Genomic DNA, 25,651 nt, shown 5'->3' with positions numbered 1-25,651 from the left:
GGCTCCTTCCTCGGAGGTCTCGACTCGACGATCGAGACCGCTCCGGCGCCGTCCGCTCCCGTCTCATCGGCTGGTCCGATCCTGCGGACGTGTGCGCTGTCTCCCTCTCCACCCTCGCGCCGCCGAGTGCCCGCGACCACGGGCGCCCGCCCCGTCATCGCCGAGTCTTTCGACCCTGCTCTCCGGTCCGACCCGGCTTCCCGGTCCGACCCGGCTCGACAAGCACGTCCGGCCAGGCGCACGCCGAGGACGATCGACGAAGGACAGGTTCGGCGTGACACGAGCTCCGAGCCACACCCACCACTCCCAGCACACCCGGCACAGGCGTCACGTCGGTCGGCAGGGCGGACCGCAGGCGGCCAAGACCGCAGTCGACGGAGTCACGGAACCGACGCTGCGGGGCAGCTAGGACCGGGCTGGCTCGCCGATGCCACAGCAGGCAGTCCGCCGCCTGGCGGCTCACGACCCGGGGCGTGCTCCTACATCGTGTTCGGCTCCGTCTGCGGGCCTCGCTCGGGCGGCGGGATCACCACCACCGGCGTGTGGGCGTGTCGCACGCAGGCCGCACTGCAGGAGCCCAGCAGCATCTCCCGGAGGAATCCGCCACGGTGGGAGCCGACCACGAGCAGCTCGCCGTCGGCGACCGCGCCGAGCAGAGCCGCGGCGGGCGTGCCGGGCACGACGCGCGGCAGCACCTCGACGTCGTCGCCCTCCCGTGCTCTGGCCTTGGCGATCTGTCTGTCCAGCAGAGCGGTGCTCTCCCTGGCCGCCTCCTCCGGCTCGGTGAACGCGAACTCGGCAAGAGGCTCGTGTCGCCAGGCATGCAGCGCGTGGACTCGACTGCCTCTGATCCGCGCCTCCCGGATCGCCCAGATCACGGCCGCGACGCTCGCCTCGGAGTCGTCGACGCCGACGACGATGTCCGTTCGCATCTCGCTCATGTCGCTGCACTCCCTCCCGTCACGGTGCGTCGCAGCGGGACGCACCCGACGCCCGCCGTGTCCGTCCGCAGGCGGGTGCTCTCGCCTGCGGCTGCGCGCCCGCCGGACCCGGCCGAGGCACCGTCGCCTGCCAGCCTCCCCCGGTACGCGGCGGGCCGCACAGGGGACAAGGACCCCGGGACCGCGCCGACGTCGGAGAGGCAGGCCGGGGCAGAGCGGACAAAGGGGGCACGGACCTGCACTGATGCGCTTCTCGTCGATAGAATCGTGGTCCGATGCACGCCATCGCTCGCCGCCAGCGGAGTCCGTCGATGCCAGCCACACCGCCCACACCGCCCACGGAGTCCGCCGAGACCACGTCGCCCGCACCGGCAGGCCGAGCAGGAGGGCCTGCCGACCGGGCCCTGGTGGAAGCCGTGCTGGCCGTCGCGGCGGGCGCCGACCTCGAATCGACGCTGCGGCGGATTCTGCGCTCGGCCCTGGAGCTGGTCGACGCGGACTGCGGGGCGTTCACGGCGGCGGAGGCGGGCCGACCCGGTGACTCGGTCTACGTCGGGGTCGACGAGCCGAGGTGGCACCGGCTGACCAGCTCCGACCTGCCTGCTGCCGACGGCACCGTGTCACGCCGCTCCGGCGGCGAGGACCACCAGGGCGGCGGAGCGCCGACGGCTGCGGTGCTCGTCGTCCCGGTCGGCGTGCGTGCCGAGGTCTACGGAAGTCTGGGGCTCGCCGGAAAGCGCGGCGGGTTCACCAAGAGCGATGAGGAGGTGCTGACCGGACTGGCCTCGGCGGCCGGGATCGCGGTGGCCGACGCACGGCTGGTGGAGGAGGAACGCGATCAGCGCCGCTGGTCGGCCATCGAGGGAGAGATCACCACCGAACTGATCGCGGGCGCCTGCACCGAGGACGCGTTCGACCTGCTGGCACGGCGCAGTCTCGAATCGGCCGAGGCCGACCTCGCGCTGGTGCTGCTGACGGAACGAGACTCCTCGATGCTGACGGTGGCCGGGGCGGCCGGGGCGGCGGCGGGCACCCCCGCCGAACGCGTCGACCGGACGGCCCTGCTCTCGGCGGACCCGACGTCCGGCGGGGCGACCGTACTGGACGCGGCAGACCTGGCCGCGACGCCCGTCCTGGGCCGGATCGCGGCCGGGCTGCGCCTCGGCTCCGCGGTCGTCGTGCCGCTGGGCGGCGTGGTCGAGCCCACCGGGGCGCTGTTGGTGGCCAGGGCGGCGCATCGGGCGCCGCTGCCCGTCGGCCGGATTCCGGCCATGGCCGCCTTCGCCGACCAGGTGTCGTTGACACTGCAACTTGTCGAGCGGCAACGCACCCGCAGGCAGCTCGATCTGCTGGCCGATCGGGAGCGGATCGCCCGCGAGCTACACGATCAGGTGATCCAACGGCTCTTCGCCATCGGGCTCGCACTACAGCGCACCGTGGCCCGCAACGCCGATCCGCTGGTCGCCGAGCGGATTCACGAGGTACTCGACGCGCTCGACGAGACGGTTCGGGAGATCCGCACCTCCATCTTCGACCTGCACGCCGAAGCGGGCGACGAGGCAGGTCTGCGGCGACGACTCTTCGATGCGGTCTCCGAGTTGACCAGGGACACGGCGGTGTCCTCAGTGGTCCGGATGTCGGGTGCGGTGGACGCCCTGGTGCCCGCCGAGCTGGCCGGGCAGGCCGAGGCGGTCCTGCGCGAGGCCGTCACCAACGTGGTGCGGCACGCGGAGGCCCGACGGGTGACGGTCACCGTCGAGGTCACCGATCACCTGTTGATCGACGTGCTCGACGACGGTGTGGGACTGCCCGACACGGTGGCCCGCAGCGGCCTGCGCAACCTCGCCGAACGCGCGACCGAGACGGGTGGCTCGCTCATCGTCGGCGCCGCACGACCGCACGGCACTCGGCTGTCCTGGCGGGCGCCCCTGCGGACGCGGTCGGCCCGGCGCCACGACTGAGGCACCCGCACCCCGGCGATGTCCTGCCGGGGCGGGCCTGCGGTCACTGCGGCTGATCCGGCTCCTGATCAGGTGGTGACGCGCGATGGAGCCGGGTGGCCAGGACGGCGGCCTGGGTCCGACGTTGCATGCCGAGCTTCGCCAACAGATGCGAGACGTAGTTCTTCGCGGTCTTCTCCGCAAGAAACATGCGCTGGGCGATCTCCCGGTTGGTCAGCCCCTCGCCGATGAGCTCCAGCACCGTGCGCTCCTGGTGGCTCAGCGCATGCAGCGGGTCGGTCTCCTCCCGCTCCCGGCGCAGCCGGTTGAGCAGTGCCGTCGTGGTGTGCGGGTCGAGCAGCGAACCGCCCGCCCCGACCACGCGGACGGCGGTGACCAGGTCACTGCCTCGGACCTCCTTGAGGACGAAGCCTGCCGCACCCGCCATGACCGCGTCGAACAGCGCCTCGTCGTCGGAGTAGGAGGTGAGCATGAGGCAGTTCAGCTCGGGCATCGTCGAACGCAGCTCCCGACACAGCTCGACGCCGTTGCCGTCCCCGAGACGGACGTCCAGGACCGCGACGTCCGGCCTGGCCGCCGGGATGCGGACCAGCGCCTCAGCGACCGAGGAGGCCTCGCCGACCACCTCCAGATCGTCCTGATCCTCCAAGAGGCGAGCCAGGCCGAGCCGGACGACATCGTGGTCGTCGACCAGGAACACGCTCGTTCGCACCGGTGGTCACCGTCCGTTCTCCTCGGTCCCCGTCTCCTGGTGTCCTCTGCCACCGTGCCCCAGGCGGAGCGGTGATGCCACCGCCGAACTCGCGATTCCGGTGCGCCCGCAGCCGCAGGCCCGACCAGACCGGAGAAACCAGAACGAACCGGGCGCGTGCCTGCACAGACTCCGCTCCGCCACCACTCGACACGCTGCGCCTGCTTCTGGTGAACGACCGTCGAGATACTTCTTTTGGGGGTACCCCCGGGCCGCCGAACGAATAACGTCTGCATCACGAGGAATGGGGTTCTTCCGCAATCGAACAGGATGTCTCGCGGCGCATTCCTCGGGTCTTCCCCTGCCCTGAACAGCCCTCTTCGGACCACACTCCGAGGAGAGACAAAGCTGCCCCGTCACCGAACGACCCGATCGACGACACACCGCGTCCCCCTGCATGACGAGAAGGAGTCGACCGATATGAGCTACCGGAATCTCGCGAGAATGAGCGCGGTGGTGCTGCTGGCCGCAGGCACCACCGCAGGCCTGGGCACCGCCGCAGCAGCAGACTCCACCACCGACGACGCGGCCCTGTCTCCCGGACTGGTGACGGCCATGGCCGCCGAGTTCGGCATCGACGAGCAGCAGGCCGAGGTGCGCCTCGCTCAGGAGGCCGCCGCGATGACGGCCGCCCCGGTGGTGGAGGAGGCGGCGGGCGCCGCGTTCGGCGGTTCGTGGTTCGATCCGGCCTCCGGTGATCTGATCGTCGGACTGAGCGATCCGAGTCAGGCCGCCGAGGTCCGGACGGCGGGAGTCCGCACCGTGCCGGTCGAGCACAGCCTGGCGACGCTCGACGCGGCCAAGAACGAGATCGACGCGCTGTCGCGCACCGAGGCCGCGCCGCTGGGAATCGCGGGCTGGCGGGTCGACCTCGAATCCAACCGTGTCGTGGTCGACGTCGTCGCGGGCGCCGAGGGCCCCGAGGTCGACGCGTTCCTCGAGGCCGCGACCGCGACCGGCCCCGTGACGATCGCCGAGGTCGCCGAGGGCCCGGAGACGTTCGCGGCGGGCACCGTCGGCGGCGACCCGTACATCATCAACGGCAACACCCGCTGCTCGATCGGCTTCTCCGTGCAGGGCGGCTTCGTCACCGCAGGCCACTGTGGCACCACCGGCAGCTCGGTCCGGGGCTGGGACGGCACGGCGATGGGCTCCTTCGCGGGCTCGTCGTTCCCCGGCAACGACTACGGCTGGGTGCGGATCGGCAACGGCTGGTGGACCGAACCGGTCGTCCTCGGCTGGGGCACCGTCAGCGACGTGCTCGTCCGAGGCTCCAACGTCGCCCCGGTCGGCTCCTCGATCTGCCGGTCCGGTTCGACCACCGGCTGGCACTGCGGCACCGTCCAGGCGTTCAACGTCACGGTGAACTACAGCCAGGGCGCCGTACACCAGATGACGCAGACCAGCGTCTGCGCCGAGCCGGGCGACTCGGGCGGTTCGTACATCACCGGCGACCAGGCGCAGGGCGTCACCTCCGGCGGTTCCGGCAACTGCTCCACCGGCGGTCGGACCTTCTTCCAGCCGCTGAACGAGATCCTGTCCGTCTACGGGTTACGCCTGGTCACGGCCTGACCTGATCTGTCCCGCACCGAGGCTCGACCGCAGGCGGGAACGAACCAGCACGAGACCGGGGCGTCGCCGAGCACCATGGCGACGCCCCGGTCTCGTCGTGGCGGGACGCCGCCGCCGGGTGCCGGGCGCGGCGGGGCGGTCGTGGCCGATCACGGGTCCCGCACCAAGGCCGGGTCTGTGGCACAGCTGCGGTGGGAGACCTCGCGGCGAACGGCTTGGCGGTGGACCGTGGCGACGACGAGGACCCTCTGCACCGCAGCCCCCGATCGAGTGAAGACCGACAATGATCACGCACGGCGATCGCCTGATCTTCTGACGTGATCATCGGGGTCGGGATGTCTTCACTTCAGCAGGTGGCACAGCAGGTCTTACTCGCCTCGGATCGCACCGCGCAGGCGCGACACGCGCTGTCGGTGGCGGCCGCACACCTCGACGAGGCACTGGCCGTCGCGACCGCCGCACTCGCCGGAGCCCGGGCCGCGAGCGCCGAACACGGACTCGCGCTGCTTCGGCACACGCGCGAGACGATCGCCGAGGAACTGCACCGCATCGAACAGGCTGAACGCATCGTCCTCGGCTTCCACGCCGCGCTCGTCGTGGGCGACTCCGCGATCACGGAGCCACCGGGCGGAGCTCGGGAGGCGGTGGCGCAGGAATCTTCATCGAGGACACCCGCGAACACTCGGCGTAGCCAACCGGGTGGGGACGACGCTTCTCCTCTCGGCCGGTGGCGAGATCGCACTGCCACCGAGCACGTCCTCGATGAGGGCAATGCCATCGGTCGAGCCCCCGCGCGACGAAAGAAGGACCTGATCAGAGAAGTACGCTCGGTCGAAGAGCTCGACGAACTGTTCACCGCGCTGGCGGCCGGCGGCCGAGACGCGCCGATGCCCTCCTACATCGGACGGCTGCTCCGGCGCCCGGACGGCACGACGATCGGCTACCGCACCAAGTCCAAGACCACCGTCGAGCCCACGGTCGATATGAAGATCCCCGGTGGTCGATCACTGAAGATTCAGGTGAACACGCAGAAGTGGAGCACCTGATGCTGGACGAACTGCGCGCCAGACTGCTCGACGCCGCGGAGGACGACTGGGTCTACTTCGCCGAGATCGAGAGCATGATCCTCGAGATCGACGGTGCCTCCGACGACCTGCTCCGGCAGGCAGGAGAAGCCGCCGTCCAGTTCGTCCGCGAAGGCGTGATCATCCCCGGAACCCTCACCGAGGCCGAAGGATTCGTGCCCTGGTTCACCTCCCCCGCCGAATCGGCCGACCGGGTCAGACAAGAGGTCGACGTCCTGCTCCGGGACCGCATCGACCCACGGCCCGGCCAGATCTGCTGGTTCGACGTCCCCACCGAATCCCCGGCCTGATTCACGCAGGCTGCGGTCCCGACCCGGGCGTCTCGGGGTCTGCCACACGGTGGCGGATCAGGAGCCGGTGGACGCGTGGCGAGATCGAGCCGCGCCGGGCGAACGAGGTCCCGGCCCGGTGCACCAGGCAGTCGGCCGCGACCTGCCGAAGTGCGCACGGCCCGACGCACACCGCTTCGATCGGCCTGCGCAGGCGGCTATGGTCGCGCGCATGGAGCAGCGGGTTCTGGGCAGGACGGGTCGGCCGGTGTCGGTCGTGGGGTTGGGCACCTGGCAGTTGGGCGCGGACTGGGGGCAGGTGGAGGACGACGCGGCGCTGGCCGTGCTGGCGGCCGCGGTGGAGTCGGGCGTCACGATGTTCGACACGGCCGACGTCTACGGCGACGGCCGCAGCGAGCGGCTGATCGGCCGCTTCCTCGCCGACAATCCCGGTGTCGACCTGGTCGTGGCCACCAAGGCGGGGCGTCGGGCGCCGCTAGACCCCGCGCAGTACACCGTGGACAATCTGCGTTCCTGGGTGGACCGTTCTCGGTCGAACCTGGGCGTCGACCGGCTCGACCTAGTGCAGTTGCACTGCCCGCCCACGGCCGTCTACCACTCGGACGGCGTCTTCGACGCGCTGGACACCCTGGTGACCGAGGAGCGGATCGCCGCCTACGGCATGAGTGTGGAGACGTGCGCGGAGGCGTTGACCGCCATCGCCAGGCCCGGCGTGGCCAGCGTGCAGATCATTCTCAACGCCTTCCGCCGCAAGCCGTTGGAGGAGGTCCTGCCCGCCGCGCAGGCGGCCGGGGTCGGCATCATCGCGCGCGTTCCGCTGGCCTCCGGACTGCTCTCCGGTCGGTACACCGTGGACACCGCATTCGGGCCGGACGACCATCGCGCCTTCAACCGGGACGGCTCGGCGTTCGACGTCGGCGAGACGTTCTCCGGCGTCGACTTCGCCACGGGGGTGGCGGCGGCACAGGAGTTCGCCGCCCTGCTGCCCGAGGGCCGCACGCCTGCCGAGGCCGCGCTGCGGTGGGTGATCGACCAGCCTGGCGTGACGACCGTGATCCCCGGCGCACGCACCCCGGAACATGCCCGGTCCAACGCCTCGGCGGCCGGGCGACCCCCACTGTCCGCGACGGTGTCGGACGGCATGCGGACGATCTACGACACTCGCATCCGATCGTCGGTGCACACCCGCTGGTGACGCCCTGCTCGACGAGGCTCGCCGACCTGCGGGCTCGCCGAGGAAGCCACGTCAGGCGCAAGCAATGACTTGCACGAGAGTCACCCTTGTGCAAGTCTGCTCTTGCACGTCAATCGGCGTGCGCACTGAGCCGACGAACCGGAGGCCACGAATGACTCCCGACCTGATCCGCCGTGAGATCCACATCGCCGCGTCGCAGGACCGTGTGTGGACGGTGCTGACCGAGGCCGACCAGCTCGCCGCCTGGTTCGCCTTCGACGGCGCCGAGATCGATCTGCGGCCGGGCGGCGCGCTGGTACTGCGATGGAAGGAGCACGGCGCGTTCCACGGGATCGTCGAGGTGGTCGAGCCGCCGCGCAGACTGGCCTTCCGCTGGGCCCTGCTGCCGGACGTGCCCCCCGCCGAGGGCAACGCCACCCTCGTCGAGTTCACCCTCTCCCCTGACGGCGAGGGCACGCTCGTGCAGGTCGCCGAGCGGGGGTTTCGCGAGCTCGCGGGCTCTGACGACGAGCGTTCCCAGCACGTCCGGGACAACGAACAGGGGTGGGAGGGCGGGTTGACGAGCCTGCGCGACCACGTCGACTCGTTGACGGCATGACGGAGGAGGAGACCCTCGCGGCGCTGGCCGACCCGACCCGTCGTCGCATCCTCGACGAACTCGCCGCGCTCGGCGAGGCCAGCGCCACCGCGCTGGCCGCCCCGCTGCCGGTGAGCAGGCAGGCCGTCGTGCAACACCTGGCCGTCCTGGAACGGGCGGGCCTGGTCAGCGGGCGCCGTCAGGGCCGCGAGGTCCGGTTCAGCGTGCGGTCTGAGGCGCTGACCAGCACCGCGAGCTGGCTCACCCGGCTCGCCGAGCGGTGGGACGGCAGGCTTGCCGCGATCAAGCGGCTCGCCGAGGGCGGGGCAGAGGCGTCGGCAGAGGCCGCTGCCCCGACGGCCGACGAGGTGTCAGAGAAGAAGGACGTCGACGACGAGGCAGACGTCGAAAACATGAGCTGATCAAGCAGTCGATCTACCAATCGCCCGGGCAGGGCCGGGCGGACAGACTGTCGGTTCGTTCGGTTCTACCCGACGGAGTCAACAGCCTGCCGCCCGGCAGGGCAGGACCGGTTCGCTCCGGGGACGCGACCTGCGTCTCCGGCAGCAGTGGCCTCGTCCGCCCCCGGTCAGTGGCTTGCGCTGAGCTCGCCCGTGAGTCTGCGGTGGAGGCGGGCGCTGGGCGGGTTGAGCCCGATGATCTCGACGGTCTTGCCGCGCTGCGCGTACTTCGTCTCGATCGCGTCGAGCGCGGCGACAGAGGAGGCGTCCCAGACGTGCGCCGCGGTGAGGTCGATGACGACGTTCGTCGGGTCGCCCCCGTAGTCGAAACGACCGATCAGGTCATTGGAGGAAGCGAAGAACAGCTCGCCGGTGACCCGGTAGACCACGATCGTGCCGTCCGGATCGACCACGGCGGTGACGTCGGCGAGGTGCGCGACGCGCTTCGCGAAGATGACCACCGCGGTGATCGAACCGACGACGACGCCGATCGCGAGATTGTGGGTGATCACCACGCAGGCGATGGTCGTCAGCATGACGGTGATCTCCCCTGGCGGCATCCTGCGCAGAGTCCTCGGGCTGACCGAGCGCCAGTCGAACGTCGCGAACGACACCATGATCATGACGGCGACCAGCGCGGCCATCGGGATATCGGAGACGACGGGTCCGAACACGATGCACAGCACCATGAGGAACGACCCCGCGAGGAACGTCGACAGTCGGGTGCGAGCACCGGACACCTTCACGTTGATCATCGTCTGGCCGATCATCGCGCAGCCGCCCATGCCGCCGAAGAATCCGGTGACGATGTTGGCGATGCCCTGACCGATCGACTCGCGGGTCTTGGAGGAATGACTGTCGGTGATGTCGTCGACCAGCTTGGCGGTCATCAGCGACTCCATCAGCCCGACGAGCGCCATCGCGAAGGCGTAGGGCGCGATGACGGCGAGGGTGTCCAGGGTGAAGGGGATGTCCGGCAGACCCGGTGTCGGCAGAGCAGACGGCAGCTCACCCTTGTCACCGACAGTCGGCACTGCGATGCCCGCCCCGATCGTGACGACGGTGAGCACCACGATCGAGACCAGTGGTGCAGGGACCACAGTGGTGATCTTCGGGAGGAACACCATCAGGGCGAGGCCGCCGAGGAGCAGCGGGTAGACGGCCCAGGGGACGTCACGCAGCTCCGGCACCTGGGCCAGGAAGATGAGGATGGCGAGCGAGTTGACGAAGCCGACCATCACCGACCGAGGGATGAAGCGCATCAGCCTGGCCACGCCGAGCGCGCCCAGCACGATCTGGAACACGCCCGCGAGGATGACCGCGGCGATCAGGTAGCCCAACCCGTAGACGTGGTTCAACGGAGCGATGACGAGGGCGACGGCGCCGGTGGCGGCGGAGATCATGGCCCGACGACCACCGACCACGGAGATCACCACGGCCATGGTGAACGAGGCGAACAGCCCCACTGCGGGGTCGACGCCTGCGATGATCGAGAACGAGATCGCCTCGGGGATCAACGCCAAGGCGACGACGAGACCGGCCAGGATCTCGGTGCGCCAGACGCTGGGATCACGCAGCCAGTCGGGTGCGAGGGCGCGCAGCCGTCCGGACGGGGGCAGGGTGGTATCGGGAGAAGCCACAGAAAGAGACACCTGTCGTGTTCGGGCACGCCTCACGTGGCGTGCAGGCGGGACTTGGCGATGCCCGGCAGGCACCGCGCGGCAACCGGCGAGACGAGGAGAACCGCCTACGGGAAGCCGGGCGGGCAGGCGCGAATGGCGCCGGGGCTCACCACTGCGGGCGAGATGTCACGGCGGACAGGCCGCAGCGCAGGCTGTCGCGGACTCGCTCACACTCGTCTCCTGCCGGGACTCGACTGCTCAACGGAGGCGGCATCGACCCCGACACGACGGCGCGGCGGCGGACGATCTCGCTCGCGCTGACGCAACTCTACCTTGACGTTAGGGTAGTTTCATCGGGGTGATCCGAATATCCCCTCGGCGGATGAGGACACAGGTGGACGACGAGCACATGCAGATCGGTGAGGTCGCCGCGCGCACCGAGTTGTCTCTGCGCACGATCCGGCACTATGACGAGACCGGTCTGGTCGTCCCGTCGGCCCGCTCCCCAGGGGGTTTCCGTCTCTATACCGAGGCGGACGTCGACCGTCTGATGGTGATCCGCCGGATGAAACCGCTGGGCTTCACTCTTGATCAGATGCGCGACCTGCTGGACGCCACCGACCGCCTCGACGCCGACGGCGAGCTGAACGCCGAGGGCCACGAAGCCCTGCTGGAGCGCATCCGGGGATACGAACGCGACGCAGCCGAGCAGATCGACAGACTGCGAGTCCAGTTGGGTCGCGCCGAAGACTTCGCCGCCACTCTGCGCACCCGACTCACCCCCGGCACCACCCGGTCGTGAGCCTGCCCCCACTCTTCGAGTTCGGGGCGTGCTGCCGCTCTCACCGGTACGACGTCCCTGTCTGCTGCCCGCCCTCGCACTCGCAGGCTCAGCCCGTGCTGACACCGCCGATGCGGTACCGCAGCAGTGCGCAGTCGCCGACCATGCGGGTCTCGATCAGGGTCATCCGATGCGCCGCATCCTGGGGGAACGCGGCCGGGCCGACGAAGCGTGGCGCGGCGGGGTCACCGATGAGGAAGGGCGCGACGACCAGGTGCAGCTCGTCGACGAGCCCGGCGGCCAGGAACCGGGTGTGCACGCGGCCACCGCCCTCCACCATCAGCCGCGCCACCCCGCGCCCCGCGAGGTCGGTGAGCAGGACGTCCAGGTCCAGCGGATCGCCCGCGCCGATCACCGAGGCCGCCGCCCCCAACCCGGCGGTGACCGCTTCGACTCCGCTGGTCGGGACGTACACGAGCCGCTGCGCGTCACCGCTGGTGAAGAAACGGGCACTCGGGTCCAGCTCGCCCGAGGCGGTCATGGTCACGCGCAGCGGGCTCGGCGACAACCCACGCCGCACCCGTTCGGCGCGCCGGTGGTCGGAACGCACCAACAGACGGGGATCGTCCCGACGGATCGTGTTGGCCCCCACCAGGATCGCGTCCACCCCGGCCCGCACCTCGTCCACCCGATCGAAGTCGGCCGCGCCGGACAGCAGCAGGCGTTCCTCGCTCGCGTCGTCGAGATAGCCGTCGACCGAGCAGGCCGCCGAGGCCAGCACATAGGGGCGAGATGGCACTGGTCACTCCTTCACCGGGTACGGATGCTGCCTCGAACACTGCACGAGCGCCTGGTGTGATCGGGGGCTCCCGCTGCACGGGCGGCGGGAGCCGCACCGCAGGCGGCGGCGCTGTGCGGGCACGACGGTCCTCGCCTTCGTGCAACAGGCTGCTCCATCGCCGCCTGCGCCGCACGTCCGGGCAGCAGCCGGACAGGGAAAGTCGACGGAAGGCCACGACGCCGCCCGGTAGACTGCCCGACCATGGCATCGCCCGCGAAGAAGGTATCGCTGACCGGCATCAAGCCCACCGGCGAGCCGCATCTCGGCAACTACATCGGTGCGATCCGCCCGGCCCTGGAGCTGGCCGCCGACTACGAGTCGATGTACTTCATCGCCGACTACCACGCCCTCACCACGCTGCGCGATCCGGAACTGCTGCGGCGGTACACGCGGTCGGTGGCGGCCACCTGGATCGCGGCGGGACTCGACCCCGAGCGCACACTGCTCTACCGGCAGTCCGACGTGCCGGAGATCTTCGAGCTGAACTGGGTCATGTCCTGCCTGACGGGCAAGGGCCTGATGAACCGCGCACACGCCTACAAGGCCGTGCGGGATCGCAACGAGGAGGCGGGCCGCAGCGACCTCGATGCCGGGGTCAACATGGGCCTGTTCAACTACCCCGTGCTGATGGCCGTCGACATCCTGATCATGAACGCCGACGTGGTGCCGGTCGGCAAGGATCAGGCGCAGCACGTCGAGATCGCCGCCGACATCGCGGGCTCGTTCAACCACGCCTACGGATCGGGCTATCGGTTCACCGTGCCCCGCGTGCTGATCCCGGAGGCCGACAACGGCCGGACGCTGCCCGGCATCGACGGCCGCAAGATGAGCAAGTCCTACGACAACACCATTCCGCTGTTCCTGCCGGCGGGGAAGCTGAAGAAGCTGGTCCGCCGGATGCCGACCGACAGCACACCGGTCGAGGCGCCGAAGAACGCCGACGAGTCCTCGGTGTTCCAGATCCTTCAGCAGTTCGCGAGCGAGGACGTCGTGAACGACACCCGCGCGCGACTCGCGGCGGGCGGGGTCGGCTGGGGCGAGCTGAAGAACCAGCTCTTCGAGGTGCTCGACGAGCAGCTTGCGCCGATGCGAGAGCGCTATGAGGCGTTGACGGCGCCGGACAGCGAGCTGGACGCGATCCTGGCGGCGGGTGCCGAGAAGGCACGGGCCAAGGCGGTGCCGGTCCTGCGCCAGGTTCGTGCGGCCGTCGGGATCTAAGGCAGGCGACGGCGACCCGACCCGGCCGCACGATGACGGGCCCGCCGCCGTGTCTGATGGGCGGCCCGCCGCCGTGTCTGATGGGCGGCCCGCCGCCGTGTCTGATGGGCGGCCCGCCGCCGTGACCGGATCGCCGAGCCCCCCGCCTGCGGTCCCGCGTCCCTCGACATCGCCGTCGCCGGAGCTGGTCTGGTACGTCAGTTACGGCAGCAACATGTGTGCCGAACGCCTGCGTCTCTATCTGGCGGGCGGCACCCCGCCGGGGACGACGCACGCCTATCCGGGCTGCCGGGACCCCCGCCCACTACACCGCAGCGTGGGTTGTCTGCTGACGGGCGGCGTGTACTTCGCCACCGAGTCCTCGGTGTGGGGCGGCGGGCGGGCGTTCTACGATCCCGAGCTGCCGGGACCCGCCGCCGCATGCGCCCACCTGATCAGTGCGGGCCAGTTCGCCGACCTGACCGCGCAGGAGATGTACCGCGAGCCCGGCGCCGACCTGGATCTGCGCCCCGTGCTGGCCGCCGGGCGACACGAACTCGGGCCCGGCCGCTACGAGACCCTGCTGCACGTCGGCGACCGCGAGGGATCGCCGATGCTGACCTTCACTGCCCCGTGGCAGGCCGCGCAGGTCGACTGGGTGGCGCCCTCGGCAGGCTACCTGCGGGTGCTCCGGGCCGGTCTCGGCGAGGCACACGGCTGGGACGCCGGCCGAGCAGGCCGTTATCTGGCCACGCTGCCCGGCGCGCAGGGCCGCTGGACGGCAGCCGCGATCAGCAGCCTCTGAGGGGCGGGCAAACCGACTCGGCGAACCCGGCACGGGACGCCGCACGCGGTCTGCCGGACCGCACGGCCGCTTCGCCTCGTCCACACCGACCCTGCGGGTACGACACCCTCGTCGAACAGATCGTCAGCAGGCACGTGCCGTCGCTGCGGCGGAGCCGACACCGTCGGTGCAAGAGGCCGCCGAACCGGCACGGGCCTCGACCGCCGACGGGTCACCGCGTCCGCCCGGACGTCGACCCGCCCGCAGTGCCCCACAGGCAGGCTTCGGCAGGGAAGAGCTGCTCAAAAGGTGTCCGTCTGCCTGCCGGCGGCGAACCGGGTGACGTAGCGGCGCTGCCAGGGAGTCTCCACGGCGTGGCGATCGTAGTGGCGCCGCACGAAACCGACGGCCTCGGCGGGCGGCACTCCGTCGAGCACCGCGAGGCAGGCCAGGGCGGTGCCGGTCCGCCCTCGGCCGCCGCCGCAGGCGATCTCCACCCGCTCGGTCGCGGCTCGCCGCCAGGCCTCGTGCAGGACCTCGCGGGCCAGGGTTCGATCGCGGGGCAGGAGGAAGTCGGGCCACGGCAGCAGGCGGCTCTCCCACGGAACGGACGGCGGCGTCCCGCCCAGCAGGTGGACGGCGAAGGTCGGCGTCGGTCCCGGCGGCAGCGGCCTGCGCAGCCCGCGCCCCCGGACGAGCCGTCCGGAAGGCAGCCGAAGCACACCCGGAGCATCCGACGGCCAGCAGTCGACCATGCGAACACTCTAAAAGCCTGTTTTTGATCCCCACTTTCCTGTTGCGCGGGGCAGGCGCGGCGATCTGCGGCGTTGTCGTCAGTCGACATGACTCCGGTTATGTCTCTTTCCTCCGCCTGGCAGCTCAGCCGCGCTGATCCCCGCTCACGGCTCCAGGGGGATCAAAAACAGGCTCTAAGGACGGCACGACTCGACGGCGCACGAAGGCCCGGCAGGACCACGCCCGCCGGGCCGCCCCCGGGGCAGCGGCGGGGCCGTCATCCCTCGGGTCGGCCGCCGCCGGTTCCGATTCCGATATGTCGGAAGCCCGCCTGGGCGAGGATCTCCTGGTCGAGCAGGTTGCGCGTGTCCACGACGACGAGCTGTTCAGCGGCGGCGGCCAGCATTCGCCAGTCCAGGTCCCGGAACTCCGGCCACTCGGTGAGCACGACCAGCGCCATCGCCTTCTCGGCGACCCGGTACGGGTCGTCCACCACCCGCACGCCTGCCCCGATACCGACGCGGTCGTCTGCGCTGACGCCGGGATCGTGCGCGGAGATCAGTGCGCCCTGTCTGGCGAGCGCCTCGACGACGGCGACGGCGGGAGAAGCCCGCAGGTCACCGGTTCCCGCCTTGAAGGCCAGGCCGAGCACCCCGATCCGAACCCCGACGAGCGATCCCGCCGCCGAACCGGTGACCGCGCAGCGCACCTTCCGCACGACCATCGAATGCTGGCGGGTGTTGGTCTTGACCGCGTCCCGCACCAGGGCGAAGTCCACACCGGCCGCCTCCGCCGCCCACAGCAGCGCCCCCGCGTCCTTCGGCAGGCAGGAGCCGCCCCAGCCCGGTCCGGCCGCGAGGAAGTCGGGCCCGATCCGGTCGTCGAAGCCCATGGCTCGGGTGACCTGCGTGACGTCGGCGCCGACCCGCTCGCACAGATCCGCGAGGACGTTGGCGTAGGAGGCCTTCACCGCCAGGAAGGCGTTGCTGGCGTACTTGGTCACTTCGGCGGTCGCGGGATCGGTGTGCAGCACCGGTGCTCCCGTGGCCGCGTAGAGGGCGGCCACTCGATCGGCGGCGGCGCGCTGTCCCGCGTCGGCGCCGATCACGATGCGGTCGGGACGCAGGAAGTCCGCGACGGCGTGGCCCTCGCGCAGGAACTCGGGATTGCCCACCACCGGCAGGTCCGATCGGCCGAGCAGGCCGGGAATCCGCCGCGCCGTGCCCATCGGAACGGTGGACTTCGTGACGACGACGCAGCCGGGCCGCAGCACCCGGCCGAGATCGGCGAGGACCGTCTCGAAGGCGCCGAGATCGGCGACGCCGCCCGGCCCCATCGGGGTCGGCAGGCAGAGCAGGGCCACCTCGACGTCGGCGAGCGCGGCGAGATCGGTGGTGAACCGGAGTCGTCGCCCGGCGATGCCCTCGGCGACCAGCTCCGACAGTCCCGGCTCGACGAGCGTCACCTCGCCGTCGTGCAACCGGTCGATCTTGTGCCGGTCGTTGTCCACACAGGTCACGTGCCGACCGAGCCGGGCGAGGCAGGCCGCGCTGGTCAGCCCGACGTAGCCTGCTCCGACGACACCGACCCGGCTAGCCATGGTCGACCTGTTCGCGCAGCAGCCCGTGGACGGCGGCCAGCACCCGGTCGGGCAGCAGCATCAGCAGTCCGGCGTCGGGATGGTCGGCGTGCGGATCGCCGAGGTCGCCGACCCAGAGGGCGACGTGCTGCGCGGCGCCGGGCGGCGGCCCCCACAGCTTCGGCGGCGTCGGGCCGAACAACAGCACGGACGGGGTGGCGAACGCCGTGGCCAGATGACCGACTCCGGTGTCCCCGCAGATCACCAGCCTCGCCTCGGCGACGACGGCCGCCAGCTCGGCGAGCCCGGTGCTGCCTGCGAGGACCGTCGAGGCGGGCAGTCCTGCCTCCTCGGCGACCCGGGCCGCCAAGTCCCGCTCGGCCGGGGTGCCGGTGACCACGAGGTGATGGCCGTCGGCGCGCAGCGCGCGAGCCACCTCGGCGTAGCGGCCCGGCGGCCACCGTCGGGCCGCTGAAGCGGCGCCGGGATGAACCACGATCGCGTGCGGGTGCGGGCTGGGCACCGGCGGGGCGGGCAGGCCGAGATCGTCCCGCCGCGCGTCGATGCCCGCGAAGTCCAGCAGCCTGCACCAGCGGTCCACCTCGTGCACGTCGTCCCGCCACTCCAGGCCCGGCTGGCCGCCGACGTCGGGGTGGCGGTGGGTGAGCAGGTCGTGCGGCCGCTGGGCACGTAGATCACGGATGCTCTGCGGTCCCCTGCCGTGCAGGTTGACCGCGAGACTCGGCGGTGCACCCGGCCAGCTCAAGGCACCCAGTCCCTCGGTCGGCAACAGCTCGTCGACCGCGTCGACGAGATCGACGACGGCGCGCAGCCCGCCCGGCGCCGCGAGCACGAGACGTGCCTCGGGGCGCGCACGGTGCAGGGACCGCAGCGTCGGGACTCCCGTCAGCAGATCGCCGAGACCCAGCGCACGCAGGACCAGGATCGACTCGGTCAGGGCCACGATCCCTCTTCCGACGAGCAGACGACGAGTTCCCTGATCTCGCAGCCGGGGGGCTGACTCAGCACGAACGCGACCGTCCTGGCCACGTCCTCCGGTTGGTTCAGCCGGGCGTCCGGCGGCGGCTTGTACTGCTCGGCGCGGTCGTCGAAGAAGGCGGTGTGCATCCCGCCGGGGATCAACAGAGTCACACCGACCGACCCGGCGGTCTCGGCGGCCAGCGCCCTGGTGAACCCGACGACGCCGAACTTGGCGGCGCAGTAGGCGGTCGCGTCGCCGACGGCCTTGATGCCGAGAGTGGAGCCGCAGGTCACCACCGTGCCTCGGCTCTCCTTCAAGAAGGGCAGCGCCGCCCGGACGACGGCGACCGTGCCGAGCAGATTGACGTGCACGACGCGCTCCCAGTCCCGCACGGAGACCGCGTCCAGCGCGCCGCAGGCATCGGTCCCGGCGGCGGTGAAGACACCGTCGAGCCTGCCGCCCGCCCGTCCGACGAGTTCCCGCACCGCCGCTTCGGCCGAGGCGGTGTCAGCGAGGTCGGCCTCGACGAACTCGATGCCTGCAGCGGGTCTCGTCCGGTCGATCACGAAGGGGGTGCCGCCGTTCTCCTGGACGACGGCTGCCGTCGCCGCGCCGAGACCGGACGCGCCGCCGGTGATCAGGATGTTGCCGAGGCCTGCCATGGAAGCTCCTCCGCTGTCGGTTTTCAGCTCCTGCCTTGTGCGGCGGCCACCAGCTGCGATGTCGAGTAGCCGTGGACCGTCGGGATCAGCACGGTCTCGCCGCCGTGCCGCTGCACGATCTCGCTCTCCGGCAGCTGGGTCCCGGTGTAGTCGCCGCCCTTGACCCAGACGTCCGGGCAGAGCCGCTCCAGCAGCGCGGCGGGCGACGGCTCGTCGAAGATCGCGACCGCGTCCACCGAGGCCAGCTCGGTGAGCAGCCTGGCCCGGTCGCGGGCCTGGAGGATGGGACGACCGAGACCTTTCAGCCGTCGGACCGAGTCGTCGGAGTTCAGACAGACGATCAAGGCGTCGCCCAGAGCCCGCGACTGCTGCAACAGGCTCAGATGGCCGGGATGCAGCAGGTCGAAGCAGCCGCCGGTGGCGACGAGGCGACCACCTGCGGCTCGGACCCTGGCCGCGACGTCGAACGCCGAGCCGAGGTTCGGGGGCAGCGGCGGCTGTGCCGGGGTCGAGGGTTCGACGCGGACGGACAGTGCGCAGGCCCCGCCCGCTCCGATGAACCGCGCCGCCGCCTCGACCGCGCCCGACACGGCCTCGGCCATGGTGGCTCCGGCGAGCAGGCTCGCCGCGGCGGTGGAGGCGAAGCAGTCGCCCGCGCCGCAGGCGTCGGGTTCCGCCGAGGCCGTGACCCGAGCGTCGGCGGGCACCGGCACCGTGCGGACCCGTCGCCCGTCGGCCAGTGCCGCGCCTGCCGCACCGGTCGTCACGGCGACCGCGTGCGCGGCCCAGTCGTCCCGCAGGATCATTGCCAGTTCGGCGGGTTCGAGCCCGGACTGGTGAAACCGGCGTGCCTCGCTGAGGTTCGGCGAGATCAGCCGGGCGCCCGGTGTCGGCGCCGGCCCACGCGGATGCGGGTCCCACACGATCGGCACGGTCGGCGCGAGTGCGGCGAGCAGCCGTCTGATGTCGGGATGTCCGGCGACCCCGCCGCCGTAGTCGGCGACCAGGATCGCGCCCGCACTCCGCAACGCCCGTTCGATCTCGGCGGCCAAGGGCCCCTGGTCCGCCGTGCCGTCTCCGGTGTCCAGCCGCAGCAGGGACTGGCCCGCGACCCGCACGCGGGCCTTGCGGACCGTCGTGCCGCGCAGCGGAACGGACAGCACCGTGAGTTCCTCGTCGAGCAGCCCGCGCAGCGCCCGCCCCGCCTCGTCGTCGGCCACGGCGGTGATCAGCAGCACCGAGTCGGTGGACCGCGCGGCCAGCAGCGCGGCCAGGCCGGCGCCGCCGGGCCTGCGCAGCTCTCGACACACGTCGACGACGGCGGCCGGAGTGCCGGGGCACAACCGGTCGACGGTGCCCTCGACGTCCACGTCGAGCATCGCGTCACCGAGCACCACCAGCGGCCTCACACCGGCACCCCCAAGGCCTCGTCCAGCGCGAGACACAGGGCGTGCACGAGCACGAGGTGCACCTCCTGCACCGTGGCGACGTCGGGTGCGTCGATGATGATCGCGTCGTCGCACAGCGCGGCCAGCGGATTCGGGGAGGCCCCCGTCATCGCCCAGGTGGTGACGCCGATGTCCTGAGCCGCCTTCGCGGCGGCGACGACGTTCTCGCTGCTTCCGCTGGTGGACAGCAGGATCAGGACGTCACCGGTTCTGCCGTGGGCGCGCACCTGGCGGGCGTACACCTCGGCGGCGCCGTAGTCGTTGACGATCGCGGTGCACGAGGAGGCGTCGGCGTGCAGCGGAATGGCCGCCAGGGGCCGTCGCTCGTTCCGGAAGCGGCCGACCAGCTCCCCGGTCAGATGCTGCGCCTCGGCGGCGCTGCCGCCGTTACCGCACACGAGCAGTCGGCCGCCGTCGACGAGGACTCGAGACAACTCGAGGCCCCACTGTCGTAGGGTCGGCGCGGCAGAACCGATCCGTCCCAGCGCCTGGCTCAAGGCCGTGAAATGTTCTTCGATCACGACACACCTCCGGTCGTTAGGCGGCGCTGCGGCCGATCAGCGGTCACGGCGGCGAGTCGCTCGGTCGCGGCGACGACCTCGTCGGGATCGATCGACTCCAGACAGGGATGCCCGTCGACGGGGCACTTCCGCGCACGACTGCCCCGACACGGCGCGTCCTGATCGCCCAGCACGGCGGTCGGCACCCCGTAGGGGGCCCACCGTGCGGCGGGCACGACCGGGGCGAACAGGGAGACGACCGGCGTTCCCACCGCGGCCGCCAGATGCGCCGGACCGGTGTTGGGCGCCACCACGACGCTCGCGTGTGCGAGCACGGCGGCGAGTTCCGGCAGCGTCGTCCTGCCGCCGAGGTCGAGGCCGCCGAGGTCGGGACCACCGCCCCGCGCCACCGTCGCGGTGAGCGCCCGATCGACGGGTGCTCCCGTGACGACCACCCGGCGTCCGGCGGCGGCGAGCGCCGCGACGACGGCGGCCGAACGGGACGCGGACATCTGACGGGCCGGGGTGGAGGCGCCGGGATGCACCACGACATAGCCCGGCGGTCCCGTCGCCGTGCGCAGGTCGGGCAGCGGTCCTCGGACGGCGAGGGTGCCGTCATCGCCGGGAGGCAGCCGGAACCCGGCCGACTCGGCCAGCGACAGCGCCCGTTCGCTCTCCGGAGGATCGCCGTCGACGCGGTGCCGCAGGTCCAGCAGCGAGCCCGGATAGTCGTCCGAGATCGCCCCGATCCAGGGCACCCCGGCCATCCGCAGCAGCAGGGCGAGCGGCAACGGCGACTGGTGGAATGACGTGAGGACGAGGGCACGGTCGACACCGTGCTCCCGGATCTGCTCGACGAGGGCGAGCACCTCGGCCGAGACCAGCGCGGGCGGTTCCGGGTCGATCCACGGTGCGCACCACGTCAGCACCTCGGCCACGCCGGGCAGCAGCTCGCCTGCGGCGGCGCCTCTCGGCCCGGCCAACAGGGTGACGGAGTCCGCGCAGGCGGCCACGGCCCGGATGCACGGGCCCGCCAACAGGACGTCGCCTGCGCTGTCCATCCGCGCGACGAGTACCCGGCCGGTCACCGCACACCCGCCAGGGCCAGTGCGACGGCCGCCACGATGTCCTCGGCCACCGCCGCCTCCGCGCGCGCCTTGGCGATCTCCGCCCGCCGAGTCCTGGCCGTGGGGACCAGGATTCCGCGTGCGCCCGCCGCAGCCGCAGCGGCGACGTCCGCGCCCGTGTCGCCGATGACCACACAGCTCTCGACGTCCACGCCCAGTGCCGCCGCCGCGCGATACACCATGCCGGGCGCGGGCTTCCGGCAGTCGCAGCCGTCCTGCGGACCGTGGACGCAGACCTGCCAGGTCTGGAACGGCCCGAGCAGGGCCTCGACTCGCGAGTTCACCTCGGCGAGCTGGTCGGCGCTGATCAGTCCGCCCGCGACCCCGGCCTGGTTGCTCACCACCCCGACTCGGATGCCCGCCTCCCGCGACATCCGCAGCGCCTCCACGGCCCCCGGCATCGGGTGCACGCCAGCCGGGTCGGTCAGACCGGGGACATCACCGATGAGCGTGTCGTCCCGGTCGAACAGCAGGGCCTGCGGCGGGCGGGACCTGCCTCGATGTGCCTCGCGGGGTCCGCCGCTGTGGCCATGCGGCGGCCTGCCGCTGTATGCATTGAGCGGCCCGCCGCCGGAGCCATGCAGCGGCCCGCCGCCGGAGCCGTCTAGCGGCCCGCCGCTGTATGCATCGAGCGGCCCGCCGCCGGAGCCATGCAGCGGCCCGCCGCTGTGCCGCCGCCGATGTCGGATCTCCCCACGCAGCCGGTGCAGACAGGCAGCTGGCGGGATCAGCACGCTGGTGACCAGCATCCGACCGACCTCCGCCGCCGTGCGCGGACCCGGCCCGATTCGTCGCGCGGCGAACTCGCCGGTCAGCGCGGCCCAGATCGCCGCGCAGCCCGCCGCCGCCCTTCGTCGCCCGGTCACCGCGAACAGCCCGCCCAGCGCCGCGGCGCCGATGGTCAGCACATGCAGGCGCAGCCTGCCGGGTCCCTCTCCGATCCGCTCCCGCCATCGGGCTCCGTGCGTGCGTCGCATCAGCACGTCGTCGGCGTTGCCGCGCTGGGCGCGGACACTGGCCAGCAGGCTCGCCCGGCGCACCGGATGCGTGGTCGCCCGATCACCTCGGACGATCTCGTAACCGGCCAGGCGGACGCGCATCGCGAGGTCCGCATCCTCCCGATAGGCGCGGGGGAACCGCTCGTCGAAGCCGCCGACGGCCGCCAGCGCAGACCGTCGATAGGCCATGTCGGCGGTGATCCAGCGCGCGCGGGCCAGTCCTGCGGTGCCGCGCTCGTCGTCGGTGGGCCGTCGGTCGGCAGGCAGCGGAACCACGATCTCGGCCTCCGATGCCCCCACCAGATCGTCGAGTCCCGTCAGGTCCCCCGCCAGCCGCGCGGGCCAGTCCGCGTCGGTGATCACGTCGTCGTCCAGGAAGGCGATCCACTCCCCGCCCGCCTGCCGCCAGCCGGTGTTGCGGGCCGCCGCCGGTCCCCGCCCGCCGGAGCGCAGCAGTCGGATCGACGGCGGCAGGCGCAGCTCCTCGCCCCCTGGCCGGTCATCGACGACCAGGATCTCCCTGGGCGGCGGGCCGACGGCGGCGTCCAGGGCGGCCAGCAGCCGCCAGAGACTGTCGCGTCCCGTAGTCGGGATCACCACGCTGTAGTCGATCATGATCGCCGCACCAGGAACGGGCCGATCGCAAGCAGGTCGACCGGTGCGGAACCGAAGCACTCCAGGGCATCCCTCGGCGAGTCGACCATCGGCCGGCCCGCCGTGTTGAGGCTCGTGTTGACCACCACCGGCAGCCCGGTGCGAGCTTCGAACTCCGCCAGCATGCGAGCCGTCAGCGGTGCATGCGCCGGGTCGACCGTCTGCACCCGCGCCGTGCCGTCGACATGGGTCACCGCGCCGAGGCGCTCCCGCCACGATTCGGCGACGTCGTGGACGAACAACATGTACGGGCTGGGCAGCGGACCTCGCCCGAACAACTCGGCCGCGCGGTCGGCGAGGACCATCGGGGCGACCGGCCGGAACTGCTCCCGACCCTTCACCTCGTTGAGCCGTTCCAGGTTGCGCTGCGGTCCCGGATGCGCGAGCAGGGACCGATGCCCGAGCGCCCGAGGGCCGAACTCGGCTCTGCCTTGGAACCAGGCCACCACCTGATCGGCGGCCAGCGCATCGGCCACCGCTGCGGCGACGTCCGCAGGCCGGTCGTACCGGAGGTTCGCCGTGCGCAGCACCGTCGCCAGCTCGTCCTCCGTCCAGTCGCGGCCGAGGTCGGCACCGGTCATCGGCGCGGCCCGCTCGCCCAGCTCGGCGGAGAGCTGCAGGGCCGCCCCCAGCGCGGTCCCCGCGTCACCCGCCGCGGGCTGCACCCAGATCCGGTCGAACGGACCCTCGGCGTACAGGCGTGTGTTGGCCACGCAGTTCAAGGCGATGCCGCCCGCCATCGCCAGGTCGGACTGTCCGGTCTGCGCGTGCAGGCGGCGGACCAGCTCCAACAGCACGTCCTCCACGCGTCGTTGCACACTGGCCGCGAGATCGGCGTGCGTCGAGTCCAGTGCGACCCCGTCCCCGGCCCGAGGAGCGAAGTCGTTCCAGGGCACCGGTTCGGTGCGGAACCCGCCGTCGGCGGTGGTGTGGACGAGTTCCGTCAGTGCGCCCAGGAACCTCGGTTCCCCGTAGGAGGCGAGCGCCATGACCTTGTACTCGTCGCTGGACCGGGCGAAGCCGAGGTGTTCGGTGAGGTCCTCGTACAGCAGGCCGAGCGAGTGCGGCAGCCGTTGGGCGTCGAACTCGATGAACTTGCCGTCGCGGTACTCACCTGCCAGGTAGGAGGTGCTCTCGCCGCGTCCGTCCGCGACCAGCACGGCGCAGTCGTCGAAGGGCGCCGCCAGCGCGGCCGAGGCGGCGTGCGCCACGTGGTGTCGGACGAACCGGACCACCGAGGGGTCCAGGCCCGGCAGTGCGGTGCGCAGGAAGGCAGGCGCCCGTCGTGCGTAGTCGGTGCGCACTTCCTCGCTGCCCGCGTCCAGCCCGCCGAGCGAGTGGTCTACCAGCTCCGGGTCGTAGGAGTAGCCGACGGCGTCGAGCTGATCGGCCCGGATGCCCGCCCGGCGCAGGCACCAGGCGGCGGCCTGTTCCGGCAGTTCCCAGGCGGAGAACGGCACCGGGCGCTTCCCGTGCTTGCGTCGGCTGAACCGCTCCTCCTCGGCGGCGGCGACGATCTCGCCGTCCACGACGAACGCGGCAGCCGGATCGTGGAAGATCGCATTGATGCCGAGAACGCGCATCGAGCCACTCCTCCGCTCGGGGGCATGTGCCGCCCGCCCCGCCGTGTCGGTCCTGTCGTGTCGACTCTTCCGTGTCGCCCTGCTCGCATCGGCCCGCTCGGTAGCGCCGCATCGTGGCCTCGCCGGTGTCGTGTCACCCGACCGGCCGTCGCCCAGCCGGGGCCGGGTCAGCCCTATAGCGATGCCCGACGACGACGGCGGTAAACCGTTCGGGCGCGCCCCGGCACGTCGTGACTCACCAGAACGTCGGCTCACCAGAAGACCGACGACGGCTCCGGCGTCGGCTCCCGGCGGGGCTCGAACCACCGAATCGTCCGAGCCAGTCCCTCGGCCAGGCTCACCCGAGGCCACCAGCCCAGCTCACGCCGAGCCAGGGTGATGTCCGGACAGCGTCGCCTCGGGTCGTCCTCGGCGGCGTCGACGAAGGTCAGGCCCGCGCTGCCGCCTGCGGCCGCGCGGATCTCCTCGGCCAGCTCACGCACCGTGAGCTCCTCGGGGTTGCCCAGATTCACCGGGCCGGGCAGATCCGCCTTGGCCAGGGCGAGCAGGCCGCGCACGGTGTCGTCGACGTAGCAGAGCGACCGGGTCTGCGTGCCGGAACCGGCCACGGTCAACGGTTCCCCGGCCAGCGCCTGCCGAATGAACGTCGGCACCGCCCGACCGTCGTGTGCCCGCATCCGAGGGCCGTAGGTGTTGAAGAGCCGAGCGATGCCGGTGTTCGCGCCGCACTCGCGCCGGTAGGCGGCGGTCAGCGCCTCGGCATACCGCTTCGCCTCGTCGTACACGCTGCGCGGGCCGACCGGGTTCACGCGACCTCGATAGCTCTCCGGCTGCGGATGCACCTCCGGGTCGCCGTAGACCTCGCTGGTCGAGGCCAGTACGAAGCGGGCGTCGGCACGCACGGCCACGTCGAGCGCGTGCGCGGTGCCCAGCGACCCCGCCCGGAGCGTCTCGATCGGCAGTCGCAGGTAGTCCGGCGGTGAGGCGGGTGAGGCCAGGTGGAAGACGACGTCGACGCGGCCGGGCACGGTGATCGGTCGAGTGACGTCGTGTCGGACCAACTCGACTCCGGGACGTTCCCGCAGCTCGGCGACCGTGTCGGCCGCAGCAGTCGAGAAGTCGTCGAGCACGAGGACCTCGCTGCCCTCGGCCAGCAGCAGTTCGGCGAGGTGCGATCCGACGAAACCCGCACCCCCGGTCACCAGCGCACGTTCGATGCGTCGCGTCACGTCTTCGGCTACCCGGCCGTCCGCGCCTCACACGTGCGGTCCGGGCCGCAGGTCCCCGGCGCCCTGTTCTCCCGCGCCGGGTTGGGCCGGGACGCC

24 protein-coding genes are annotated in these 25,651 nt (G+C 71.7%); 10 read left to right on the top strand and 14 right to left on the bottom strand.

Translation table 11 applies throughout. From position 1 onward, the window contains the following. Nucleotides 1–479 precede the first annotated feature (479 nt). The gene (locus UA74_RS10590; protein WP_075740085.1) at nt 480–941 is read right to left on the bottom strand and encodes a universal stress protein; all 462 of its coding nucleotides are present in this window, start codon (nt 939–941) and stop codon (nt 480–482) included. Between the two features lie 311 nt (nt 942–1,252). Between UA74_RS10590 and UA74_RS10585 the strand changes: the two genes are divergently transcribed. Beyond that, nucleotides 1,253–2,902 carry a sensor histidine kinase gene (locus tag UA74_RS10585; protein WP_075743651.1) on the top strand — a complete coding sequence of 550 codons (1,650 nt, stop codon included), beginning with the start codon at nt 1,253–1,255 and terminating at the stop codon, nt 2,900–2,902. Between the two features lie 43 nt (nt 2,903–2,945). Here the strand turns inward: UA74_RS10585 and UA74_RS10580 are convergent, their stop codons facing one another. Further along, nucleotides 2,946–3,614, bottom strand: a complete 669-nt coding sequence (locus tag UA74_RS10580) for a response regulator transcription factor (RefSeq protein WP_075740084.1) — start codon at nt 3,612–3,614, stop codon at nt 2,946–2,948. 483 nt (nt 3,615–4,097) lie between these two features. Between UA74_RS10580 and UA74_RS10575 the strand changes: the two genes are divergently transcribed. From UA74_RS10575 to UA74_RS10550, 6 genes are all read left to right on the top strand, one after another. Further along, nucleotides 4,098–5,225 (top strand): S1 family peptidase, encoded by a 1,128-nt coding sequence (locus UA74_RS10575; protein WP_075740083.1) that lies wholly within the window; start codon nt 4,098–4,100, stop codon nt 5,223–5,225. A gap of 353 nt (nt 5,226–5,578) precedes the next feature. Next, a complete protein-coding gene (locus UA74_RS10570) occupies nt 5,579–6,271 on the top strand; it encodes a hypothetical protein (RefSeq protein ID WP_157434101.1) in 693 nt (230 codons plus the stop codon). Continuing rightward, nucleotides 6,271–6,600 (top strand): hypothetical protein, encoded by a 330-nt coding sequence (locus UA74_RS10565; protein WP_075743650.1) that lies wholly within the window; start codon nt 6,271–6,273, stop codon nt 6,598–6,600. Before UA74_RS10570 ends, UA74_RS10565 begins: the two co-directional genes overlap by 1 nt. Before the next feature lie 211 nt (nt 6,601–6,811). After that, a complete protein-coding gene (locus UA74_RS10560; RefSeq protein ID WP_075743649.1) occupies nt 6,812–7,795 on the top strand; it encodes an aldo/keto reductase in 984 nt (327 codons plus the stop codon). Between the two features lie 151 nt (nt 7,796–7,946). Then, on the top strand, nt 7,947–8,393 hold the full coding sequence (locus UA74_RS10555; RefSeq protein ID WP_075740081.1) for an SRPBCC domain-containing protein: 447 nt from the start codon (nt 7,947–7,949) through the stop codon (nt 8,391–8,393). Then, nucleotides 8,390–8,794, top strand: a complete 405-nt coding sequence (locus tag UA74_RS10550) for an ArsR/SmtB family transcription factor (RefSeq protein WP_075740080.1) — start codon at nt 8,390–8,392, stop codon at nt 8,792–8,794. Before UA74_RS10555 ends, UA74_RS10550 begins: the two co-directional genes overlap by 4 nt. 167 nt (nt 8,795–8,961) lie before the next feature. On the opposite strand, the gene UA74_RS10545 is transcribed toward UA74_RS10550, so the two are convergent. After that, the gene (locus tag UA74_RS10545; protein ID WP_075740079.1) at nt 8,962–10,473 is read right to left on the bottom strand and encodes a SulP family inorganic anion transporter; all 1,512 of its coding nucleotides are present in this window, start codon (nt 10,471–10,473) and stop codon (nt 8,962–8,964) included. Nucleotides 10,474–10,837: 364 nt separating this feature from the next. On the opposite strand from UA74_RS10545, the gene UA74_RS10540 reads away from it, so the two are divergent. Beyond that, entirely contained in the window at nt 10,838–11,257 is a 420-nt protein-coding gene (locus tag UA74_RS10540) for a MerR family transcriptional regulator (RefSeq protein ID WP_075740078.1), read from the top strand. 88 nt (nt 11,258–11,345) lie between these two features. On the opposite strand, the gene UA74_RS10535 is transcribed toward UA74_RS10540, so the two are convergent. Further along, nucleotides 11,346–12,035 carry a RibD family protein gene (locus UA74_RS10535; RefSeq protein WP_075740077.1) on the bottom strand — a complete coding sequence of 230 codons (690 nt, stop codon included), beginning with the start codon at nt 12,033–12,035 and terminating at the stop codon, nt 11,346–11,348. Nucleotides 12,036–12,278: 243 nt separating this feature from the next. On the opposite strand from UA74_RS10535, the gene UA74_RS10530 reads away from it, so the two are divergent. Continuing rightward, a complete protein-coding gene (locus tag UA74_RS10530) occupies nt 12,279–13,295 on the top strand; it encodes a tryptophan--tRNA ligase (protein ID WP_075740076.1) in 1,017 nt (338 codons plus the stop codon). A gap of 214 nt (nt 13,296–13,509) precedes the next feature. After that, entirely contained in the window at nt 13,510–14,079 is a 570-nt protein-coding gene (locus UA74_RS10525) for a histone deacetylase (RefSeq protein WP_198042985.1), read from the top strand. A gap of 281 nt (nt 14,080–14,360) precedes the next feature. Here the strand turns inward: UA74_RS10525 and UA74_RS10520 are convergent, their stop codons facing one another. From UA74_RS10520 to UA74_RS10475, 10 genes are all read right to left on the bottom strand, one after another. Next, nucleotides 14,361–14,813 (bottom strand): protein-tyrosine phosphatase family protein, encoded by a 453-nt coding sequence (locus UA74_RS10520; protein WP_075740075.1) that lies wholly within the window; start codon nt 14,811–14,813, stop codon nt 14,361–14,363. Between the two features lie 257 nt (nt 14,814–15,070). Next, entirely contained in the window at nt 15,071–16,393 is a 1,323-nt protein-coding gene (locus UA74_RS10515; RefSeq protein WP_075740074.1) for a UDP-glucose dehydrogenase family protein, read from the bottom strand. Then, on the bottom strand, nt 16,386–17,336 hold the full coding sequence (locus UA74_RS10510; RefSeq protein WP_083683094.1) for a glycosyltransferase family 9 protein: 951 nt from the start codon (nt 17,334–17,336) through the stop codon (nt 16,386–16,388). Before UA74_RS10510 ends, UA74_RS10515 begins: the two co-directional genes overlap by 8 nt. Then, nucleotides 17,327–18,016 (bottom strand): SDR family oxidoreductase, encoded by a 690-nt coding sequence (locus UA74_RS10505; protein ID WP_075740073.1) that lies wholly within the window; start codon nt 18,014–18,016, stop codon nt 17,327–17,329. Before UA74_RS10505 ends, UA74_RS10510 begins: the two co-directional genes overlap by 10 nt. 23 nt (nt 18,017–18,039) lie before the next feature. Next, complete coding sequence (locus UA74_RS10500) at nt 18,040–19,425, bottom strand: PfkB family carbohydrate kinase (protein ID WP_075764306.1); 1,386 nt, start codon at nt 19,423–19,425, stop codon at nt 18,040–18,042. Further along, nucleotides 19,422–19,985: a D-sedoheptulose-7-phosphate isomerase gene (locus UA74_RS10495; protein WP_075764304.1), complete on the bottom strand. Its 564-nt coding sequence runs from the start codon at nt 19,983–19,985 to the stop codon at nt 19,422–19,424. The genes UA74_RS10500 and UA74_RS10495 overlap by 4 nt, the downstream gene beginning before the upstream one ends. After that, entirely contained in the window at nt 19,982–21,052 is a 1,071-nt protein-coding gene (locus UA74_RS10490) for a glycosyltransferase family 9 protein (RefSeq protein ID WP_075764302.1), read from the bottom strand. The genes UA74_RS10495 and UA74_RS10490 overlap by 4 nt, the downstream gene beginning before the upstream one ends. After that, nucleotides 21,049–22,704 carry an HAD-IIIA family hydrolase gene (locus UA74_RS33455; protein WP_075764300.1) on the bottom strand — a complete coding sequence of 552 codons (1,656 nt, stop codon included), beginning with the start codon at nt 22,702–22,704 and terminating at the stop codon, nt 21,049–21,051. The genes UA74_RS10490 and UA74_RS33455 overlap by 4 nt, the downstream gene beginning before the upstream one ends. Next, nucleotides 22,701–24,326, bottom strand: coding sequence for a carbamoyltransferase family protein (locus UA74_RS10480; RefSeq protein WP_075764298.1), 1,626 nt, complete (start codon nt 24,324–24,326; stop codon nt 22,701–22,703). The genes UA74_RS33455 and UA74_RS10480 overlap by 4 nt, the downstream gene beginning before the upstream one ends. Nucleotides 24,327–24,577: 251 nt before the next feature. Beyond that, nucleotides 24,578–25,555 carry a UDP-glucuronic acid decarboxylase family protein gene (locus tag UA74_RS10475; RefSeq protein ID WP_075764296.1) on the bottom strand — a complete coding sequence of 326 codons (978 nt, stop codon included), beginning with the start codon at nt 25,553–25,555 and terminating at the stop codon, nt 24,578–24,580. Nucleotides 25,556–25,651: the final 96 nt, after the last annotated feature.

The sequence above is a fragment of the Actinoalloteichus fjordicus genome (genome assembly GCF_001941625.1).
In the GTDB taxonomy this organism is placed as follows: domain Bacteria; phylum Actinomycetota; class Actinomycetes; order Mycobacteriales; family Pseudonocardiaceae; genus Actinoalloteichus_A; species Actinoalloteichus_A fjordicus.
This window is presented reverse-complemented; position numbering and strand designations above follow the sequence as displayed.

Excerpts from the sequence above, each read along its gene's own strand:
- UA74_RS10590 (WP_075740085.1), bottom strand. The coding sequence starts at position 941 with ATGAGCGAGATGCGAACGGACATCGTCGTCGGCGTCGACGACTCCGAG.
- UA74_RS10585 (WP_075743651.1), top strand. The coding sequence starts at position 1,253 with ATGCCAGCCACACCGCCCACACCGCCCACGGAGTCCGCCGAGACCACG.
- UA74_RS10575 (WP_075740083.1), top strand. The coding sequence starts at position 4,098 with ATGAGCGCGGTGGTGCTGCTGGCCGCAGGCACCACCGCAGGCCTGGGC.
- UA74_RS10565 (WP_075743650.1), top strand. The coding sequence starts at position 6,271 with ATGCTGGACGAACTGCGCGCCAGACTGCTCGACGCCGCGGAGGACGAC.
- UA74_RS10560 (WP_075743649.1), top strand. The coding sequence starts at position 6,812 with ATGGAGCAGCGGGTTCTGGGCAGGACGGGTCGGCCGGTGTCGGTCGTG.
- UA74_RS10555 (WP_075740081.1), top strand. The coding sequence starts at position 7,947 with ATGACTCCCGACCTGATCCGCCGTGAGATCCACATCGCCGCGTCGCAG.
- UA74_RS10550 (WP_075740080.1), top strand. The coding sequence starts at position 8,390 with ATGACGGAGGAGGAGACCCTCGCGGCGCTGGCCGACCCGACCCGTCGT.
- UA74_RS10540 (WP_075740078.1), top strand. The coding sequence starts at position 10,838 with ATGAGGACACAGGTGGACGACGAGCACATGCAGATCGGTGAGGTCGCC.
- UA74_RS10530 (WP_075740076.1), top strand. The coding sequence starts at position 12,279 with ATGGCATCGCCCGCGAAGAAGGTATCGCTGACCGGCATCAAGCCCACC.
- UA74_RS10525 (WP_198042985.1), top strand. The coding sequence starts at position 13,510 with ATGTGTGCCGAACGCCTGCGTCTCTATCTGGCGGGCGGCACCCCGCCG.
- UA74_RS10520 (WP_075740075.1), bottom strand. The coding sequence starts at position 14,813 with ATGGTCGACTGCTGGCCGTCGGATGCTCCGGGTGTGCTTCGGCTGCCT.
- UA74_RS10515 (WP_075740074.1), bottom strand. The coding sequence starts at position 16,393 with ATGGCTAGCCGGGTCGGTGTCGTCGGAGCAGGCTACGTCGGGCTGACC.
- UA74_RS10505 (WP_075740073.1), bottom strand. The coding sequence starts at position 18,016 with ATGGCAGGCCTCGGCAACATCCTGATCACCGGCGGCGCGTCCGGTCTC.
- UA74_RS33455 (WP_075764300.1), bottom strand. The coding sequence starts at position 22,704 with ATGATCGACTACAGCGTGGTGATCCCGACTACGGGACGCGACAGTCTC.
- UA74_RS10480 (WP_075764298.1), bottom strand. The coding sequence starts at position 24,326 with ATGCGCGTTCTCGGCATCAATGCGATCTTCCACGATCCGGCTGCCGCG.